Annotated in this window: 15 protein-coding genes and 1 tRNA gene; 12 read left to right on the forward strand and 4 right to left on the reverse strand. The window is 31.7% G+C overall.

Features of this window, described 5'->3' with window-relative positions:
• Positions 1-12: 12 nt before the first annotated feature.
• From rpoA2 to PXD04_RS19300, 6 genes are all read left to right on the forward strand, one after another.
• Complete coding sequence (gene rpoA2 / locus PXD04_RS19275) at positions 13-1,182, forward strand: DNA-directed RNA polymerase subunit A'' (protein ID WP_323736441.1); 1,170 nt, start codon at positions 13-15, stop codon at positions 1,180-1,182.
• 10 nt (positions 1,183-1,192) lie between these two features.
• Positions 1,193-1,489, forward strand: a complete 297-nt coding sequence (locus PXD04_RS19280) for a 50S ribosomal protein L30e (RefSeq protein WP_323736442.1) — start codon at positions 1,193-1,195, stop codon at positions 1,487-1,489.
• Positions 1,490-1,498: 9 nt separating this feature from the next.
• The gene (locus tag PXD04_RS19285) at positions 1,499-1,930 is read left to right on the forward strand and encodes a NusA-like transcription termination signal-binding factor (RefSeq protein ID WP_323736443.1); all 432 of its coding nucleotides are present in this window, start codon (positions 1,499-1,501) and stop codon (positions 1,928-1,930) included.
• A gap of 235 nt (positions 1,931-2,165) precedes the next feature.
• Positions 2,166-2,591, forward strand: a complete 426-nt coding sequence (locus tag PXD04_RS19290) for a 30S ribosomal protein S12 (RefSeq protein ID WP_323736444.1) — start codon at positions 2,166-2,168, stop codon at positions 2,589-2,591.
• 30 nt (positions 2,592-2,621) lie between these two features.
• Positions 2,622-3,185 (forward strand): 30S ribosomal protein S7, encoded by a 564-nt coding sequence (locus PXD04_RS19295; protein WP_323736445.1) that lies wholly within the window; start codon positions 2,622-2,624, stop codon positions 3,183-3,185.
• Between the two features lie 108 nt (positions 3,186-3,293).
• Positions 3,294-5,486, forward strand: coding sequence for an elongation factor EF-2 (locus PXD04_RS19300; RefSeq protein WP_323736446.1), 2,193 nt, complete (start codon positions 3,294-3,296; stop codon positions 5,484-5,486).
• A 128-nt stretch (positions 5,487-5,614) separates the two neighbouring features.
• On the opposite strand, the gene PXD04_RS19305 is transcribed toward PXD04_RS19300, so the two are convergent.
• Positions 5,615-5,860, reverse strand: a complete 246-nt coding sequence (locus tag PXD04_RS19305) for a hypothetical protein (protein ID WP_323736447.1) — start codon at positions 5,858-5,860, stop codon at positions 5,615-5,617.
• A gap of 426 nt (positions 5,861-6,286) precedes the next feature.
• Between PXD04_RS19305 and PXD04_RS19310 the strand changes: the two genes are divergently transcribed.
• From PXD04_RS19310 to PXD04_RS19325, 4 genes are all read left to right on the forward strand, one after another.
• Positions 6,287-7,492 (forward strand): hypothetical protein, encoded by a 1,206-nt coding sequence (locus tag PXD04_RS19310; RefSeq protein WP_323736448.1) that lies wholly within the window; start codon positions 6,287-6,289, stop codon positions 7,490-7,492.
• Between the two features lie 391 nt (positions 7,493-7,883).
• Positions 7,884-9,125 (forward strand): translation elongation factor EF-1 subunit alpha, encoded by a 1,242-nt coding sequence (tuf, locus tag PXD04_RS19315; RefSeq protein WP_323736449.1) that lies wholly within the window; start codon positions 7,884-7,886, stop codon positions 9,123-9,125.
• Positions 9,126-9,287: 162 nt separating this feature from the next.
• Positions 9,288-9,596: a 30S ribosomal protein S10 gene (gene rpsJ / locus PXD04_RS19320; RefSeq protein ID WP_323736450.1), complete on the forward strand. Its 309-nt coding sequence runs from the start codon at positions 9,288-9,290 to the stop codon at positions 9,594-9,596.
• Positions 9,597-9,670: 74 nt separating this feature from the next.
• Positions 9,671-9,754: transfer RNA gene (locus tag PXD04_RS19325), tRNA-Ser, on the forward strand.
• 143 nt (positions 9,755-9,897) lie between these two features.
• On the opposite strand, the gene prf1 is transcribed toward PXD04_RS19325, so the two are convergent.
• Positions 9,898-11,133 (reverse strand): peptide chain release factor aRF-1, encoded by a 1,236-nt coding sequence (prf1, locus tag PXD04_RS19330; RefSeq protein ID WP_323736451.1) that lies wholly within the window; start codon positions 11,131-11,133, stop codon positions 9,898-9,900.
• A gap of 359 nt (positions 11,134-11,492) precedes the next feature.
• Between prf1 and PXD04_RS19335 the strand changes: the two genes are divergently transcribed.
• Positions 11,493-14,258, forward strand: a complete 2,766-nt coding sequence (locus PXD04_RS19335) for a hypothetical protein (RefSeq protein WP_323736452.1) — start codon at positions 11,493-11,495, stop codon at positions 14,256-14,258.
• Between the two features lie 103 nt (positions 14,259-14,361).
• Here PXD04_RS19335 and PXD04_RS19340 read toward each other — a convergent pair whose 3' ends face one another.
• Both PXD04_RS19340 and PXD04_RS19345 read right to left on the reverse strand, forming a co-directional pair.
• Positions 14,362-14,580, reverse strand: a complete 219-nt coding sequence (locus PXD04_RS19340) for a hypothetical protein (RefSeq protein ID WP_323736453.1) — start codon at positions 14,578-14,580, stop codon at positions 14,362-14,364.
• A 10-nt stretch (positions 14,581-14,590) separates the two neighbouring features.
• Positions 14,591-15,118: a hypothetical protein gene (locus PXD04_RS19345; protein ID WP_323736454.1), complete on the reverse strand. Its 528-nt coding sequence runs from the start codon at positions 15,116-15,118 to the stop codon at positions 14,591-14,593.
• A gap of 282 nt (positions 15,119-15,400) precedes the next feature.
• Here PXD04_RS19345 and PXD04_RS19350 point away from each other — a divergent pair, with 282 nt between their 5' ends.
• A complete protein-coding gene (locus PXD04_RS19350; protein ID WP_323736455.1) occupies positions 15,401-19,186 on the forward strand; it encodes an Ig-like domain repeat protein in 3,786 nt (1,261 codons plus the stop codon).
• Positions 19,187-19,818 lie beyond the last annotated feature (632 nt).

The raw sequence follows: 19,818 nt of genomic DNA on the forward strand, positions 1-19,818 counted from the left end.
AGTAATGTTAGTATGGATGTAGAACAAGTTCAAACAATAGTTAATGAAGTTGGTGCAGATTATTTTCCTATTAAACTTGTAGAGGAAATAACTGAAGCTGCTATTCGTAATAATGTGACTGATGAAGAACTTAAACAATTAGTTCTTCGTGTTAAGGAAGCTTATGAACGTGAAGAAGTAGAACCTGGAGAGTCTGTTGGTACTATTGCCGCACAGTCCGTAGGGGAACCTGGTACTCAGATGACCATGCGTACTTTCCACTATGCAGGGGTAGTAGAACTTAACGTAACTCTAGGGTTACCTCGTCTTATTGAGGTTGTGGATGCTCGTAAGAAAATTTCCACTCCTACAATGGACATTTACTTTACTGATGAGTATAAGGATGATGAAGAATTCATTAGGAAAATGGGTAATACGATTGGTAAAATTACCTTGAATGATGTTATTAAGAATTTCAATGTTAACTATATGGATAACATTATTACTGCAGAAATTGATATGGATATTCTTGATGAAAGAAGACTTGAACTTTCTGAAGTTACTGATGAAATTGAAAAAACATTTAAACAGGTAACAATAAATAATAATTTACTGAGTTTTGAAACCACATTTTCTAATGATGAAGAAAAAATTCAACAAGGTATTCGAGAATTAAGATTACTTGCTGATAAAATCAGAGATCTTCAGATTAGTGGTGTTAAAGGTATTGGAAAGGTTGTTATCCGTCATGAACACAATGAATGGGTTATCCATACCGAAGGTTCTAATATCGGATCTATTCTCAAAATCCCTGGTGTAGATATTGTTAAAACTACTACCAATGATATATTTGAGATTGAAAAGGTTCTTGGTATTGAAGCAGCACGTAATGCTATTATTCATGAGTTATACACGACCATGGAGGAACAGGGGCTTAGTGTAGATATTAGACATATTATGTTAGTTGCTGATATGATGACTGCTGATGGTATTGTTAAATCTATTGGTAGACATGGTATTAGTGGTGAAAAATCCAGTGTTCTTGCTCGTGCAGCATTTGAGGAAACTGGTAAACATTTACTTAACGCTAGTATTCGTGGAGAAACTGACCAACTCACTGGTATAATTGAGAATGTTATTGTTGGACAACCAATACCTCATGGTACGGGGTCTGTTGGTATAAATATGAAAAAAATAGATTAGGAGGCACTTAATGGATATAGAAAGAGGGATACGTGTAGCCGTTGACACTGGTAAGGTTATATTAGGATCCAATAAATCAATCCAAGCAATAAAACTTGGTAATGGAGAATTAGTTGTATTAGCAGCAAATGCTCCAAAAACTTTAAAAGAGGATGTTGAAGCTTATGCTAAATTATCCGAATTACCAGTATACACATTTGAAGGTTCTAGTGTAGAACTTGGTTCTATCTGTGGTAAACCTTTCACAGTATCAGTTCTAGTTGTACAAGAACCTGGAGACTCTAACATATTAGAGCTCAAGGAGTAAATTGATAATATGTCCGTCAAGTTTACAATCAATGAGATCAGATATATTGGTTTGTTTGAAACTATAACAAACGCTACAGTCAAGGACTGCATTGTTGATGACGAACATAATAAAGTAACTTTTTTGGTAAAAAAAGGAGATATGGGATTAGCAATAGGAAAACGTGGAAGTACTATTGGTAAGATGCAAAAATCTGTCGATAAGAGTGTTGAAATTATTGAACACTCCGACGATCCCGGCGAATTTATAAAAAATTTATTATCTTCAGCTACTGTTAATTCAATAGAATTTTCTACTGATGCTAATGGTAATAAAATCGCTACCTTGGATGTCGACTCAAAGGATAAACGTAATGCTATCGGTAAGAATGGGCATAATATTCGGCGAGCCAGACAATTTGCTAAAAGACAATTTGAAATTAGTAATATTATCATAAAATAACCATGTTTATGATTAAACATTTAGGAAATTATAGAAGTCATGTTCTATTCCTAAATTCTATAAGAAACTCAGTTAATACTAAAAACTATAATGATAAGTATGTGAATAATTTCACGTGAAATTCATAATATTTAATCGGTACTGCAGGTTACATTATTCATCGTGTAACAATGTACATGTACTGATTTAGAAAACTTAGAATAGATATAAATTAAGTATAAATGGAGGAATAAATTTGCCAGGATTATACGCAGCAAAAAAATTAAAAGATAACAGACAAAACTTCCGATGGAAAGACACACAATACAAACGTAAAACCCTCGGATTAAACGTAAAAGCAGACCCACTAGAAGGATCACCTCAAGCAAGAGGAATCGTAATAGAAAAAGTAGGTATCGAAGCAAAACAGCCTAACTCTGCAATCAGAAAATGTGTAAGAGTTCAATTAATTAAAAACGGAAAACAAATTACTGCATTTGCACCAGGAGACGGCGCAATCGGATTCATCGACGAACACGATGAAGTAATGATTGAAGGAATCGGAGGACCATCAGGTAGGTCCATGGGAGACATTCCTGGAGTAAGATGGAAAGTTACAAAAGTAAACAACGTAGCTTTATCAGAAATGGTAAGTGGAAAAATAGAAAAACCAGTACGATAAGTAATTAGTTAATAAAGGAGATTTAATTAAATGAGCTTCAAATTATTCGACAAATGGGATGTAACAGAAGTTACAGTAGAAGACATGGGACTACAAAACTACGTATGCTTAGACGAAATTGTTGTACCACACACAATGGGAAGACACGTAAAAAGACAATTCGCAAAATCAAAAGTATCAATCGTAGAAAGACTCATGAACAAAATAATGAGAACCGAAAGAAACAGTGGTAAAAAGAACAAAGCATATTCTATAGTAGAAGAAGCTTTAGAAATAATCAACAAAAAAACAAACGAAAACCCTGTACAAGTTTTAGTAAAAGCTGTAGAAAACACAGCACCTAGAGAAGAAACCACACGTATCAAATACGGTGGAATAGGATACCAAATAGCTGTAGACATAGCACCACAAAGAAGAGTAGACCTATCACTCGGATTCCTAACACAAGGTGCAATGCAATCAGCATTCAAAAACACAAAATCCGTAGCACAATGCCTAGCAGACGAACTACTCCTCGCATCAGAAGAAGATTCAAGAAGCTACGCACTACAGAAAAAAGAAGAAAAAGAAAGAGTAGCAAGATCCGCACACTAGATCCACTACTCCCAACCCCACCTTTTTCACAACAAAAATAGATATTGAAAAACAAAATAAAAACAAAATAAAAAAAAAATTATATTAATTAATAATTAGGTGATATATTTGAGTCGACGAGATCAAATGGTAAACAAAATCAAAGAATTAATGTACGAGCCAGACTACATCAGAAACATAGGTATAGTAGCTCACATCGACCACGGAAAAACAACACTATCAGACAACCTACTAGCAGGTGCTGGTATGATATCTGCAGACCTAGCAGGAGACCAAAGACTACTAGACTTCGATGAACAAGAACAAGACAGAGGAATCACCATCGATGCAGCAAACGTATCAATGGTACACACATACGAAGACCAAGAATACCTCATCAACCTCATCGATACCCCAGGACACGTAGACTTCGGAGGAGACGTAACCCGTGCAATGAGAGCAGTAGACGGTGCAGTAGTAGTAGTATGTGCAGTAGAAGGAATCATGCCACAAACAGAAACAGTACTAAGACAAGCATTAAAAGAAAATGTAAAACCAGTACTCTTCATCAACAAAGTAGACAGACTCATCAACGAACTCAAACTCGACGATGCAGAACTACAAAACAGATTCCTCAAAATCATCAACGGAGTAAACAAACTCATCAAAAACATGGCACCAGAACAATTCAAAGACGACTGGAAAGTAGACATCATGGATGGATCCGTAGCATTCGGTTCAGCATACCACAACTGGGGTATCAACGTACCACACATGCAAAAAACAGGAATCACATTCAAAGACATCGTACAATACTGTAACGAAGACAACCAAAAAGAACTAGCACAAAAAATAAAAATCGAAGAAGTTATCCTCGGTATGGTAGTAGAACACTTACCAAGTCCAAAAGTAGCACAAGAATACAGGATCCCTAAAGTATGGTCTGGAGACATCGAAAGTGTAGAAGGACAAGGTATGATAAACACAGACTCAACCAGTCCACTAGCAGTAATGGTAACCGACGTAAGTATCGACAAACACGCAGGAGAAATCGCAACAGGACGTGTATACGGTGGATCAATCGAAAAAGGATCAGAAATATTCTTCGTAGGTTCAATGAGCAAAGCAAGAACCCAACAAGTAGGAGTATATATGGGTCCTGAAAGAATCAACACCGACGCAGTACCAGCAGGAAACATCGTAGCAATTACAGGTGCAAGAGGAGCAGTAGCAGGGGAAACAATCACCGATGCAGGCCACAACATAGCACCATTCGAAAGCCTAGAACACATCTCAGAACCAGTAGTAACAGTAGCAGTAGAAGCTAAAAACACAAAAGACTTACCAAAACTTATCGAAGTACTAAGACAAGTAAGCAAAGAAGACCCAACACTCAGAGTAGAAATCAACGAAGAAACCGGTGAACACTTACTCGCAGGTATGGGTGAATTACACCTAGAAGTTATGATTTACAGAATCAACGATAAAGGAGTAGAAGTAGAAACATCCGAACCAATCGTTGTATACAGAGAAACCATAGCCGGAACCGCAACAAACGTAGAAGGTAAATCACCAAACAAACACAACAGATTCTACATTGACATCGAACCATTAAGCGAAGGATTAATGAACGCAATCAATGAAGGCGAAATCAAAGAAGGAAGAGTAAAAGGTAAAGAAGAAGCAAAAGCATTCCAAGAAGCAGGAATGGACAAAGACGAAGCAAAACGTGTATGGGATGTATACAAAAACTGTATCTTCGTAAACCAAACCCGTGGTATCCAATACTTAGCAGAAATCAAAGAATTACTCCTCGAAGGATTTGAATCAGCACTTGAAAGCGGACCACTCGCAAACGAAAAATCAATGGGAATAAGAATCAACCTCATGGACGCAAAACTCCACGAAGACGCAGTACACAGAGGACCTGCACAGATCTTACCAGCAATCAGAAAAGCTATCTACGGTGCAACAATGCTTGCTCAACCAACACTCATGGAACCAATGCAAAAAGTATTCATAAGTGTACCACAAGACTACATGGGAGCAGCAACACGTGAAATACAAAACAGAAGAGGACAAATTGTTGAAATGGGTCAAGAAGGAGACATGGCAACAGTTGAATCCAAAGTACCTGTAGCAGAAATGTTCGGATTTGCAGGTGACATACGTTCAGCAGCAGAAGGACGTTGTATCTGGTCAACAGAAAACTCAGGATTTGAAAGAATTCCTAGAGAATTACAAAACCAGATCGTAAAAGAAATACGTGAAAGAAAAGGTTTAAGTCCAGAACCATACGGACCAGACCACTACTTAGGATAAGTATACACCCTTCATGTATACTTTTTTTCTTATAATAAACTCCAATTAATTAAACTAGTTCTGTAAATATTTCTATCTCTCTGAAAAATAAGTAATTATATGTTTTTTAGAATAATGTATGATTTTTTCTAAAATATTACATGCCCTTTAGGATTATATCTTTTCAACCATCTGATATCTAATCCTATGTCTAAGTATAAGTAATCGGTTATTCCTAATTTTTGTGAGAAATCAAAATCAGGATCATCTGATAAATCATAATGACAATCTTTGATAGATTCATAATCTATTGGAATTCCATCATAATATCCATCAATGAATCGTTGCCATTCTATTTTTTCTTCTTCAGTCATATCATCAGATTCGAATGTCATATTATCACCAAAGTCCTATTTTTAATAATAATATTAATGTAATAATTACTAGTAAACTTAAACTAATGATTATATTATTTAAGCCTTTATTGATATATTCTTTTTTGTAATTTAATTTTTGTTTATTTTTCATTATTTCCTCAAATTTATAATTATTTTTTTATTTGTTTATTATTATTAATAAACATTGTATATAAAAATTTCAGTTTTATTAGATATATATTTTTCTATATGACTACTTTTTTTATTATGACTTTATTTGATAGTGTCAACACTTGTGGGTATGAATTTCATATTACAATATAGTTACAAAAGTATGAAGTTAAATTTGATGTTATAAATTTGTTTTTTATCGCCCCTTGTGGGCGTGCTTCAAAAAATAAGTGATAATTAGGTTTATATAGTAAAAAGGAGAGATATTATATTATGAAATCCCAAAATACCTCTCCTATTAATAATTATGACGACAAACAATATAAACTTGACGATTATTTTGATGAACTACCTAAGCAATGTAGCCGAAAAGAATATATAGAAGATAAAATTGAAAAATTAAATTCCAATTTAACGGTCTTTAAACTTAATGATACGTATCATTTAAAACAGAAACATGTTTATTGTCCTGAATGTTATTCTAAAGATATAAATGAAAAAGGATATTACTCTAGAGGAATATTATTAATGGATTATGGTCTTGTTGATTGTAAAATTAAACGATACAAATGTAAACATTGTGGAAACGATTTTTCAGCAGATATTTCTTCTATTGTAAGACCTAATTTTACAGTATCAAATGAAGTATTAGACATTGTAGAAACAATTTACTCAATTGACTTCACAAGTGTCAGAAAAATCAGAGAATTCTTTGAAAAAGTTCATGGAATTAAGATATCCCATCAAGAAATTCAAGACATCTTAGTCGATTATCATATTCATTTTAATCCAAATATTAAAGAATATTCAGGATATTATGCATTTGATGCTTTATGGATAAAAATAAAAGAAATCAGTGATAAATACGTGTTTTTATTAGCATTAGTTGATGTGTGTCATGATACTATTGTAGCTTATAAAGTTGTTGAACATGAAACAGAAGAAGAAGTACTAAAATTTCTCAAAGAAGCCACATCAAATCAAGAACGAAAAGCCATTACAACAGACTTAAAACCCGAATACATGTCTCCCATCAATGCTTTAGGATTTAAACATCAATTTTGTAAATTCCATTTTAAACAAAATAACAATAGAATTATCAGAAAATATGTTAAAGATAACAATCTCCCTGAAGAAAAAATAAAAGAATATAAAAAGTTTTTACCAGAATTATATGAAATATATGATGTAAAAACTCAAACAGAAGTAGCAAAAATCGTAAAAAACTTGAAAAAGAAAATAAATTACTTTCCCGAAGTTATTCAATACATAATTAATGAAAAATTAGCACCGTATTTTAAAAACTTAACATATTTCCTTGAAAATGCAAAAATCGAAAGCACAAGCAATATCATAGAAAGAATATTTGAAGATCTTGCTCCAAAGCATGTGAAAAAATGTTATAAAACTATAAAAGGATTTTTATCAAGATTTAACTTAAAATTAAAGCGATGGGATGAGAGAAATGCGATTTACTGAAATGATGTTAAAATACCCACACATCTTGACACCACCCTTTATTTTACACACCTAAAGTATATATATGATAACAAATATATAGTATAATTACTATAATATAGATTATTAAATAGCACTATCTTTTATCAAGAAAAGTAGTGTATGTAATTAAAGATAATAAAGAAGAAATATGTTACTTACAAGGGAATATAACATGTTCCCTGTTATATTTCTTTGTAGTACTACTCGTAGTACAATATATTTCTTTATTACAATGTTAGAGGACGCACTCTAGAATAAATAATTCTAGCAATCGGCTTGCTAACACAGATAAATCACACTATTAATAAAAAAATAGTACTTGATTTATCAATTATATTCAAATACATGTTTTATATATGGAGGAAATATAATGGCAAAAGATAAAACTCACATGAACTTAGCATTTATTGGTCACGTAGACCACGGAAAATCAACATTAGTAGGACACCTTTTATTATTATCAGGTGCAATCGCAGAACAACAATTAGACCAAGGGGAAGACAAATTCAGATTTGTTATGGATAAACTCGGAGAAGAAAGAGAAAGAGGAGTAACCATCGACCTTGCTCACGAAAAATTCGAAACACAAAAATACGAATACACTGTAGTAGACTGCCCAGGTCACCGTGACTTCGTTAAAAACATGATCACAGGAGCATCACAAGCAGACGCAGCAGTTCTCGTAGTTGCAGCAAACGACGGTATCATGCCTCAAACCAAAGAACACATCTTCTTATCAAGAACATTAGGTATAAACCAATTAATTATTGCAATTAACAAAATGGACTTAGTAGACTACTCCGAAGACAAATACAACGAACTCAAAGAAGAAGTAGGAAACTTAATCAAAACAGTTGGATTCAACCCAGCAGATGTACCTTTCATCCCATTAAGTGCATTTGAAGGAGACAACATAACCGAAAAATCATCCAACACATCCTGGTACAAAGGAAACACATTAGTACAAGAATTAGATTCCTTAAAAGAACCAGATAAACCAATCGACTTACCATTAAGATTACCTATTCAAGATGTATACTCCATCACTGGTGTAGGTACAGTACCTGTAGGAAGAGTAGAAACTGGTGTATTAAACGCAGCAGAAACAGTTGCATTCGAACCAGCAGGAGTAACTGGAGAAGTAAAATCTATCGAAATGCACCACGAAGTATTACCTAAAGCAGAACCTGGAGACAACGTTGGATTCAACGTAAGAGGTGTAGGTAAAAACGATATTAAACGTGGAGACGTAGCAGGAACAACCAAAAACCCACCTAGTGTAGCAAAAGAATTCAAAGCACAAATTGTTGTATTACAACACCCTGGTGTAATCACAGTTGGATACACACCTGTATTCCACGCACACACATCACAAGTAGCTTGTACATTCTTATCATTAGATGTAAAATTAGACCCTGCAACTGGTCAACCTAAAGAAGAAAACCCTGACTTCCTCAAAACCGGAGATGCAGCACTCGTTACCATTAAACCAACAAAACCTATGGTAATTGAAAAAATCAAAGAAATTCCTCACATGGGAAGATTCGCTATCCGTGATATGGGTCAAACCGTAGCAGCAGGTATGTGTATAGACATTACCGTCGCAAAATAAGTAAACTAGTATTTACTTATTTACAATTTTTTTTTATTTCGACTCATAATAACTAATTTTAACAATATTTACTATACATGCAATGTCATAAGTCATGTGATATTTGAATATAAAATTGTTATTTGTCGATTATAATAAATTATTTACTAGGGAGAGCATTTAATGAATAAAGCAAGAATAAAATTAACAGGTACAGACCCAGATAAAATTGCTGACGTATGTAACCAGCTTAAAAAAATAGCAGAAAGAACTGGAGTCGACTTATCAGGTCCTATTCCTTTACCAACTAAAAAATTAGTAGTACCTACAAGAAAAAGTCCAGATGGTGAAGGTAAAGCAACATGGGAAAAATGGGAACTTAGAATTCATAAACGTCTTATCGGCATAGAAGCTGATGAAAGAGCTATGAGACAAGTTATGAAAGTAAATGTTCCTGATAATGTAAGTATCGAAATAGAACTTAAAGCTTAAATACAAAAACTATATATGCTATTACTAACTTATATAGTAATAGATTTATAGTATTAATCTTTTTTTTATTATAGGCCGAGATATCAAAGCCAGGTAATGAGCCGGACTTGAGATCCGGTGGGCAGTCGCCCGCATGGGTTCGAATCCCATTCTCGGCGCTAATCATTTTAACTAATTTTAAAACTAATTTATTATTAATTTTTATTATAAAAAATAATCTTCTATATAATTATTGTAAAATAAAATAAGAACTTATTAATTCTTTTCTAAAACAAAATATGGGGGGGGATGATGGGGGAGTTTATTTTACTTTGTATCTGAGAATTCCAGCTATTCCACCGAATGCTCTGTCTAATTGTGTTCCTTCTTCTGTTTCTATACTGATTACTTCAACGTCTGTTTTCACTTCTTCTGCTAAGCCTATTAGTTCTTCTGCTGTCTCTTCTGTTTTGATGATTTTCATTGTTTCACCACATTTAGGACATTTCTTTTCTGGTGCTTTCTGCAGGTGTTTTGTTGTGATTACTTCAAGTGTTTGACATGCTGGGCATTGGTATGTTTGTCTGTTTGTTTTAAGATTTTCTGATATGAGTAGTGTTTCTACTGCTCCCATCTGCAGGTTTTGTCTTACTTCTTGTTCTCCGTATGTTGACAGTCCACTTTCTGATATCAGTCCTGTGAGGAATTTTCTCATAAGCTTTTTCTCTTTCATGATGTCCATTTCTTCAAGTGTATCTGATGATTCATCAAGCACTTCTCTTATACCGAAGTCTCCGGTGTAGGAAGTGTCCACTATGTTGATAACCTTATCTTTTATTTCATAGTGTAGGTAATCTCCTTCCACGAAATCATTTTTTGTATGTCCGGGTCCACCAATAAGCACACCCTTAAGTTCATCCTTGAGTGGCAGGTAAGCTTCATCAACATATCTTCCTATACGCTTAAGGAATTCATGAGCAGCCAATTCAATTACACGATCAAACCTTCTCTGTGACTGACCCCCAGCCTTATGTTTACCAGGCACACCACTAGTCAATGTTTTCAAAATATCAATACGTTTACCACGTACTGTAGCAATTGTTGCTTCTTTACGGTCAAGCACTACAGCACCATACACTTCCTTATACTCAATAATCTGTTTTAAAGGGTCAATAAAGAATTGACTGTCACAATGGTAAATGTATGTCTGCACAGTTTCCGGTGGTTCAAAAACATATGTTTCCATCTTCTCAGTACCAGGTCCGCCTCTTGGAATCATTCCAACGAACATTACAAGCCCTTTTGGCGGAGCGGTCGGGAATAATTTAAGTCTCTGTATGATTACTTCTATAGCGGACTGAACGTTTTTCTTGGTAGTTTTACTTTTAATGTTACTACTTTGTCCTATTTCATCAACCATCTGTTTTCTGACATCACTTATCTGTTTGTCAGGTGGTATGTATACACTTACTAGTTCTGTTCCTCTTCCTTTCTTGTTTTCTAGTTCTTTAAGTGTTTTCTTCACTTCATACATTTCCTTTGATGATACTTCACTCATATTATATGTTCTCCTAGAAATTATTAGTAATAGTTATTATAATGATTATTATTCTTTTATTGGATATTTTAACTTCTTGGGGATTAGATTAATATTTCTATTATGTTATTGTTTGTTAAATGTTCATTTTAATCAGTTATCCAATATTTTTATAATTTAATTTAAAATAGAATATTATTATATTTGTATTTTAATATTTTAGTATTTTTGTGTAATGTTACATAGATGCTCTAAAAAAAATTATGGTAGGACATATTTTTTAGAGTCATAATTTTAATAGAAAGAATGATTATATTATCAAAGAAATAAACTATACACTATAGACAATTAAAATCATATACTAATGGGGACGGATATTAATGGGGATAAATAAGAAATACCTCTTTTTCACAATAGTGTTGATTACTTTTCTTTTAACCATGACAATAGTAACAGCTAACGACTCAACAAACACAACAATACAAGAAGAAGATAATCAGATATCACACACAACAGGAACGGAAAATAATAAAGTACTGAAAACAAACACACAAGAAATATGTAAAGATAGTACTAGTATTACTTCTACAACTAAAACCTCTGACTCTACCAATGAGGATACCCGGATAAAACCAACAATCCGCACAGATAAAATACTATCCACATATGTTGGAGAATATATTACATTCAATGGCACAATACGATCAGAAAAAAGCCTGAACGGTTCAACACTATTCATAACTGACGGAAACGTTCTACTAAACACAACAGTAAACCTGGATAAATATTCATTAAAATACAAAGTACCATCAAAGGGATCACACACATTCAACATATACTATGAAGGAAATGAAGAATTCATGCCAGCATCAACAAGCATAACCTTCAACGCCATTCAAAGAACACCCCTGCTAAGCTATAATGAGGTCAAAACAGAATATGTAGGCACACATATAAATATTGGGGGAAAATTAAGCTACAGAGAATCAATGCTAGAAAATATGAAAATAGAAATTCACTTAAACGATGAAATACATGAAGTAACTACAAACAATAAGGGAATATACTCATATACCTTCATTCCAGAAGAAGAAAAATCATACAATGTAGACATATATTACCATGGAACAAACGTATACAAAGAACTCGAAAAACACGGACACTTCAACATAATCAAAAAAACAACCAACCTAACAATGAATGTAAGGGCAATCAACTATTATGGCAACATAACAAACATAACAGGAAAACTAGTAGCAGCCGGAAAAGTACAACCCGACACAAAAATAAATCTAAAAATAAACAACAAAACAATACCCCTACAAACAGACCAAAATGGAATATACCACTACAAGTACAAAATAACAGATGATTCGGACCATATAATAACAGTTTCATACCAGGGAGACAATGCAAGACTAGCATCCAACACAACAAAAACATTCAAAGTAAATAAACTTAAAACAGTACTATTCATAGAACCCATAAAAAACACAGAATACAACAACACAGCAACTATAAGAGGAGTGCTGATAACAGGAAACAACACAATAGCAAATGCTAAAATAAAAATCACAATAAACAATCAAACAGTAAACTGCACAACAAACAAAAACGGAAGATTCAACCATGAATATAAGATAACAAATATCCAACAAAACAATATAACAGCAGAATACAATGGAAATTACACATACTACTCAACAATCAAAACAACAACCTTCAACACAACAAAAAAACATAGCAAAATCATAATAGACTACATACCAACAAAAACATACAACGACAAGATACAAATTACAGGCAAACTAATATCATCCAACAACCCATTAAGCAATGCAAAAATAAACATCAACATCAATAATGAAAACACTACAACCACAACAGGAAACGATGGAAAATATACCCTAAATTATGAGGTTAAAACAATAGGACAAAACAATATCACAGCATCATATCATGGAGATGAATATATTACAAAATCAGAAAACAAGAGAATATTCAATGTAAACAAAAACCAACTAAAAATCAAACTAAATCCAATAACAAGAGTACATTACTCAATGAATACAAGCATCACAGGAAAAGTAACAGACAAAAAATCAACACCACTAAAACACATAAACCTAAACATAAAAATCAATAAAAAAGAATACACAGTAAAAAGTGATGACAAAGGATTATTTAATCTCAGTATCAAAACTACCCAGTCCGGTAAAAATAATCTATCAATAAGCTACCCTGGCAATAAGAATTACCAGAATTATACATTAAAAACAACATTCACAGCATCAAACATGCCCACACAATTAACATTAAACAAGATAACACCAAAAAAAGTCGGAGAAAAAATTATAATAACAGGAACCTTAAAAAACGCCCACAACCAAACAATCAAAAAACAGCCAATAACACTACAAATCAACAATAAAAAAATAACCATAAAAACAAACAACAAAGGAATATACAAACACACAATAAAAGCAGAAACACTCGGAAAAAACAATATAACAGCATCATTTTCAAAAAAACACTACACTAAAAACATACAACACAGAACATTCACAGTAACCAAAAAAACACTCAAAATCAAACTAAATCCAATAACAAGAGTACATTACTCCATGAATACAAGCATCACAGGAAAAGTCACAGATAACAATAACAAAACAATCAAAAATCTAAAATTCAAAATAACAGTTGATAAAAAACAGTACACAATTAAAACTGATCACAAGGGACTCTTTAATCTCAGCATTAAAACAACAAAGTCAGGTAAGAATAAACTGCTAATAAATTACCAGGGCAATAAATATTACCAGGATTATACATTAAAGACAACATTCACCACATCATCAATGCCTACAAAATTAACATTAAACAAAATAACACCAAAAAAAGCGAAAGAAAAAGTAGTGATTAAGGGAATATTAAAAGATGGAAACAACAAAGCATTAAAGAACAAACAAATAACTTTAGAATTAAACGGAGAAAAAATACCATTAAAAACAAACAAAAAGGGAGAATATAAATACACATTTAATGCAGAAGTCCAAGGAAGAAACAATGTCACAGTGTCCTTCTCACAAAAACATTACAGTAAAAACTCACAACATAGAACTTTCATAGTTCAAAATATAAATTAAACAAACTCCCTTTTTAACTTTCCCTTTTATTGTCAATGATTACTATTAATTTCAAGTGATGCTAACTAAATGTAAATGATTATTGTATGAAATATGATAGTTACTAGAATATCACATGATTTTTAGGATTTAACCTTTTTAATCTTCGCAAATCAATCCCAGTATCAAGATACAAATAGTCAGTTATTCCCAGTTTTTGTGAAAAATCAAAATCGGGATCATCAGAAACATCAATTGTGTATTCATTTATGTCATAGACTTTTATTGGAATTCCATCTAAATCGCCGTTAATGAATGTTTTCCATTCTTTCTCATCTAACATAACATCACCCTTATATAAAAACAAATATAATTATTAAAATAATAATTAACAGTATCATACTTATTAATATACTGTTTAACCCTTTAATTATATATCCTTTTTTATAATTAATTTTCTTCTCATTTTCCATAATATAATTTTGATAATTGAAAAATTTTTCTTTAACATATTCTTCTTCACTGAAATTTCCAAAAAGTAATTCTTTTAACATCACTCCTTGGGTATATATTTTTTCGGATATTTTGGATGATCGTCTAAAATTCAGTATAGCATTAATGTTTAAGAGGATGTTTGCCATAAACAGTACTAAAAGTATCATCATAACATTTTCTTGTTGAATGTATTCTTGGATAATATTTAGTATAGTGTTTGTTAATAATGTTACTTGTAACGAGAATATTCCTAAACTTATGCTTAGGAACGTGTTTGTTCTGTTTTCTAGTTTGTCAAATATTTTCTGTACCTGTGTGTCCTCTTTTTCAAGGTTTTCCAGTGCTATTGTTATTTTATGTTCTGGTATTTTCTTTTCCGTTTTCATGTTTGTTCTAGTTTTTTCACCACTCCAAATAATTTTTACAAATTATAGTTATATTGTATATTATATTTATATATTTCATAAAAATAATCATATAAACTTTCATAAAATATGGTACATTTTATAATAACGTATTATATGAAACCATAAAACCTCACTTACAATACCAAATCTTAAAAATATAATTACTCCCAATTTTAAATATAGTAACATATTATAATTTACTGTAAAAATAATCAAACAATATGGAACAATCTAATCGGAGTAAAAATAGGGAGGAGAAAAATGATAAAAAACAAAAAAATATTCTACACACTAATCATACTAACAGTAGCAATACTGGGATTAACCACAGCAGCAGCCGTAAATACAGAAAACAACACAAACAATCATGATGACACCCTACAACAAAGCACAAACACCCTGGAAATACAAGAAATACAAAACAATAAAGAAATAAACAAAAAACAACAACAAACAACAAAAAAAGCCACCACAAAAACAATAACCAACCAAACATACACAAACTACTTTAAAAACAGCACAACATCATTCATACCACAAAGCCAGTCAATATCCGAAGGAGACACAATTGACCTAAGCGGAAGATTCGAAAATATGGACTTCGTAATAGACAAAAAAAATATTAAATTCACAAGCACCAACAAAAACGCACAACTATACAACTGCACAGTCTACATACAAAACACAGCAACCGACTCAACAATATCAAACCTACAAATATACAACACAAACAAAGAAAATGCTACTGGAATATTTGTTAACTATACAAACAACCTACTCATAGAAAACAACCACGTTATAGTCGATGACTGCTCATATTCATTCGCATTCGCAGGAAGCCTAAACAACAGTATCATAAGATCAAACAACTTCAAAACACTAAGTACAAACACCGAAAGAACACACACATGCTTTGTAATGGGAAAATCACATTATAATCTAATCACAAACAACACAGTATACTCTGATGAGGCCAATGGAATATATATAAGTTCGTATGGTTCAGGAAGATTCATCATGGCAGGTGCTGGTTCAAATAATAACATAACAAGTAATAATGTAAGTGGAGGAGATGGAACATGGGTAAACCTCATACAAACCACAGGAAATAACAACAAAATAGACTCCAACAATGTAACAGGAGGATACGAAGGAATAGTAGTACTCGGAGGAAATGCAATAATAACAAACAATCAAGTAAACGGGCCAAAACAATACGGGATGGACATACAAGACGATGGCTCACTAACAAACACCAACACAATAATCTCAAACAACAATATTACAGTAACAGACAATACTGATGCCATAAGAGTATTTAAAAACACACAAATAAACAACAACAATATAAACTCAGAAAATGGTTATGATATCTACATCGAATCAGGTGAAGACTGTGCAAACTTTAACATAACCTCTAATAACATAACATCCACAAACTCAACAGGAATATATACCAAGGGAATAGCAAACCACATCAGGATAGAAGACAACAAAATAAACACAAAACAGGAAGGAATAAAATTTGCTCAACAAAGCATAACCAAAAGACCAAACAACATACTAGTAAACAATAACAACATCACAACACAAACAGAATATGCAATAAACTTCAACAATGCAGGATCAAGAACAGCATCACAAATAAACATAACAGTAACAGACACAAACATACTAACATCCACAAGAGGAACAGGACTACACACAAGTTACCTTCCACCAACCAATAACCAAACAATACCACAAGTAAGAACACAAATACAAATCAATCCAATAGCAGCCACCCTTGAAAAACCTGTAAACATAACAGCAACAATAACAGCAAGAGATTCATCCACAATAAACAATGGAAACATAACATTCACAGACGACAAAGGACAACAAATAGCAACAGCACCAATCATCAATAACCAATCAACCATAACAACCACATTCACAGACTATAGCATAAAACAAATAACAGCAACATACAACGAAACAGAAAACTACACAACAAGCCAAAACACAACAACAATAAACATAACAACAAACACTGATGACTATAACAAAGACGAATTATTAGAGTTAATACAAAGGTTAGAGGAAGAAAACAACAACCTAAAACAATCACTACTCGACAATCAAACAAAAATCAATCAACTAAACACAGAAAACGAAGAACTAAAACAACAACTACAACAATACAACAACACAATAACCAACCAAACACAAACAATAAAAGCACAAGAAGAAAAAATAGCAGAACTAACAGACAAGATAAACAACATGAACAAAACAGTAAACAATCAAAATCAAAAAATCCAAGAACAAAACATACAAATAAACACATTAAACAATACAATAAATGCATTGACCCAGGAAAATAGTAACCTAAAAAACAATATAACACAACAAGAAAACATAATAAAAACACAAAATGATAAAATAAACAATCTAAACACACAAATAAATGTATTGAACAAAACAATAAACGAACAAGAACAACAAATACAAGAATATAATAATACAATAAAAACACAAAACACACAAATAAACACACTAAATAACCAAATAACAGACATAAACAATGAAATAAACAATCTAAACACACAAATAACACAATTAACCAAAACAATAAACGAACAAGAACAACAAATACAAGAATATAAAAATACAATAAAAACACAAAACACACAAATAAACACACTAAACAATAAAATAACAGATATAAACAAGGAAATAACCAACAAAAACAATGAAATAAACGATCTAAACGGCCAAACAACACAATTAACTAAAACAATAAACGAACAGGAACAACAACTACAAAGAAATAACAACACAATACAAGCACAACAAAACACAATCAACCAACAAAACCAAGAAAATAAACAACTAACCAACACCAACAATAACCTAAACCAAACAATAAAAGAACTAACAACCAACCAAAACGTTAAACTAACACAAGATCAAATATCTAAAACAAAATACTCAAACAATATAAAAATCATAGGAACGCTAAAAGACAATAATAAAAAACCACTAAACAACCAAATAATTAAAATAAAAATAAACAATCAAGAAAAAAAAGTTATAACAAACAAAAATGGAATATACGCCCTCACAACCAAAGCTACAATAATAGGAACAAACAATATTACAATACAATACGAAAAAACAGATAAATACAATTCATCAACCACAAAAACAACATTCCAAATAGAAAAAATGGGATTAAACATAAAATTAGACAACATCAAACAAGTAAAATATGGAGATAATACAACAATCACAGGAAGATTCAGTGACGACAACAATAAAGGACTAATAAACACAGTACTACGAATAAACATCAACGGCCAAACAATAAAAATAAAAACAGGACTAAACGGAACATTCACATACACAACACAGACAAACAAAACAGGAACAAACAACATAACAATATCATACCCTGGAAACAAAAATTATAAACAGGTAACAAGCAAAACAACATTCAAAGTAACAAAACAAGATGTGACAATAAACATCAACGAAATAACACCCGTAAAATATGGAGACAATACAATTATTACAGGAACACTCACAGATAAAAACAACAGAAAAATAAAAAATACACAAGTCACAATAAAAATCAACAACAAAGCATACACAGCTAAAACCGATGTAAACGGCAAATATAAATTAACCATAAAAACAGCAAACGTCGGAAAAAACAATATAACAGTAAGCTTCAATGGAAACACATATTACAACAAAACAACAATTAGGTCTACTTTCACAACAAACAAGCAGAATATAAGAGCAACATTAAACACATTACAAAACAAAAATTACAAGACAACAATAAAAGGAAAACTAAGTGATGTCAACAATAATCCTCTTAAAAACTCCAACATAAAAATCAGCATAAATGGAAAAACAAAAACAATAAAAACAGATAATAAAGGAATATTCACTTATACAGCAAATGTTAAACAGAAACAAATCAAATTTACATTAACTTTTCCTGGTAATGTAAAATACACTAAATACACAAAGACAACACTTCTAAACTTTGCATAAACATTTAAACCATCTATATATCATTATGTAATGGGATATGGAAAATGTATCTTAAAATGAGTAACTTAACAATATACACAGAATTAATCTTTAATAACGAATCATTACGTATAACATTCATTCAATAAAAAACATGCAATCGTGAAAACAATAAAAAAAGCTGAACAATATCCTACAACAAGGTAACAGATAAAACATCATTCCCTATTACAAAACAGGACTTGTAATAACATTGGAAAAAGTTAATGCTCCAATGGTAAAAAATTTCAAGACATAAATTGATCAAACAAACATCCTTTTAATGGTGTAATAGGGATTAATAAAAAAAGGCAAATCATAATACTAAATAATTAAAAGAGCATACAAATTAACCTTTTCATATCCAGTAATGTATGATACAATTTATACAATAAAACAAAACACGATAATGAAGTTCAATAAAAATCATCCTCTCCATTAATGGTTAGAAAATTTTTCAACCATTTATATATACTTTTTTTTTTAACATGATGTAATGTTTTATACGCTCATTTAATCTAAAAACAATCGTAATAACTTTTAAAAATAGATATAATCAAAAATTTTGTAATAAGAGAATTTATCAAAAAAATAATTTATTAATACAAAAAATA

The organism is Methanosphaera sp. ISO3-F5, from assembly GCF_034480035.2.
Taxonomy (GTDB): domain Archaea; phylum Methanobacteriota; class Methanobacteria; order Methanobacteriales; family Methanobacteriaceae; genus Methanosphaera.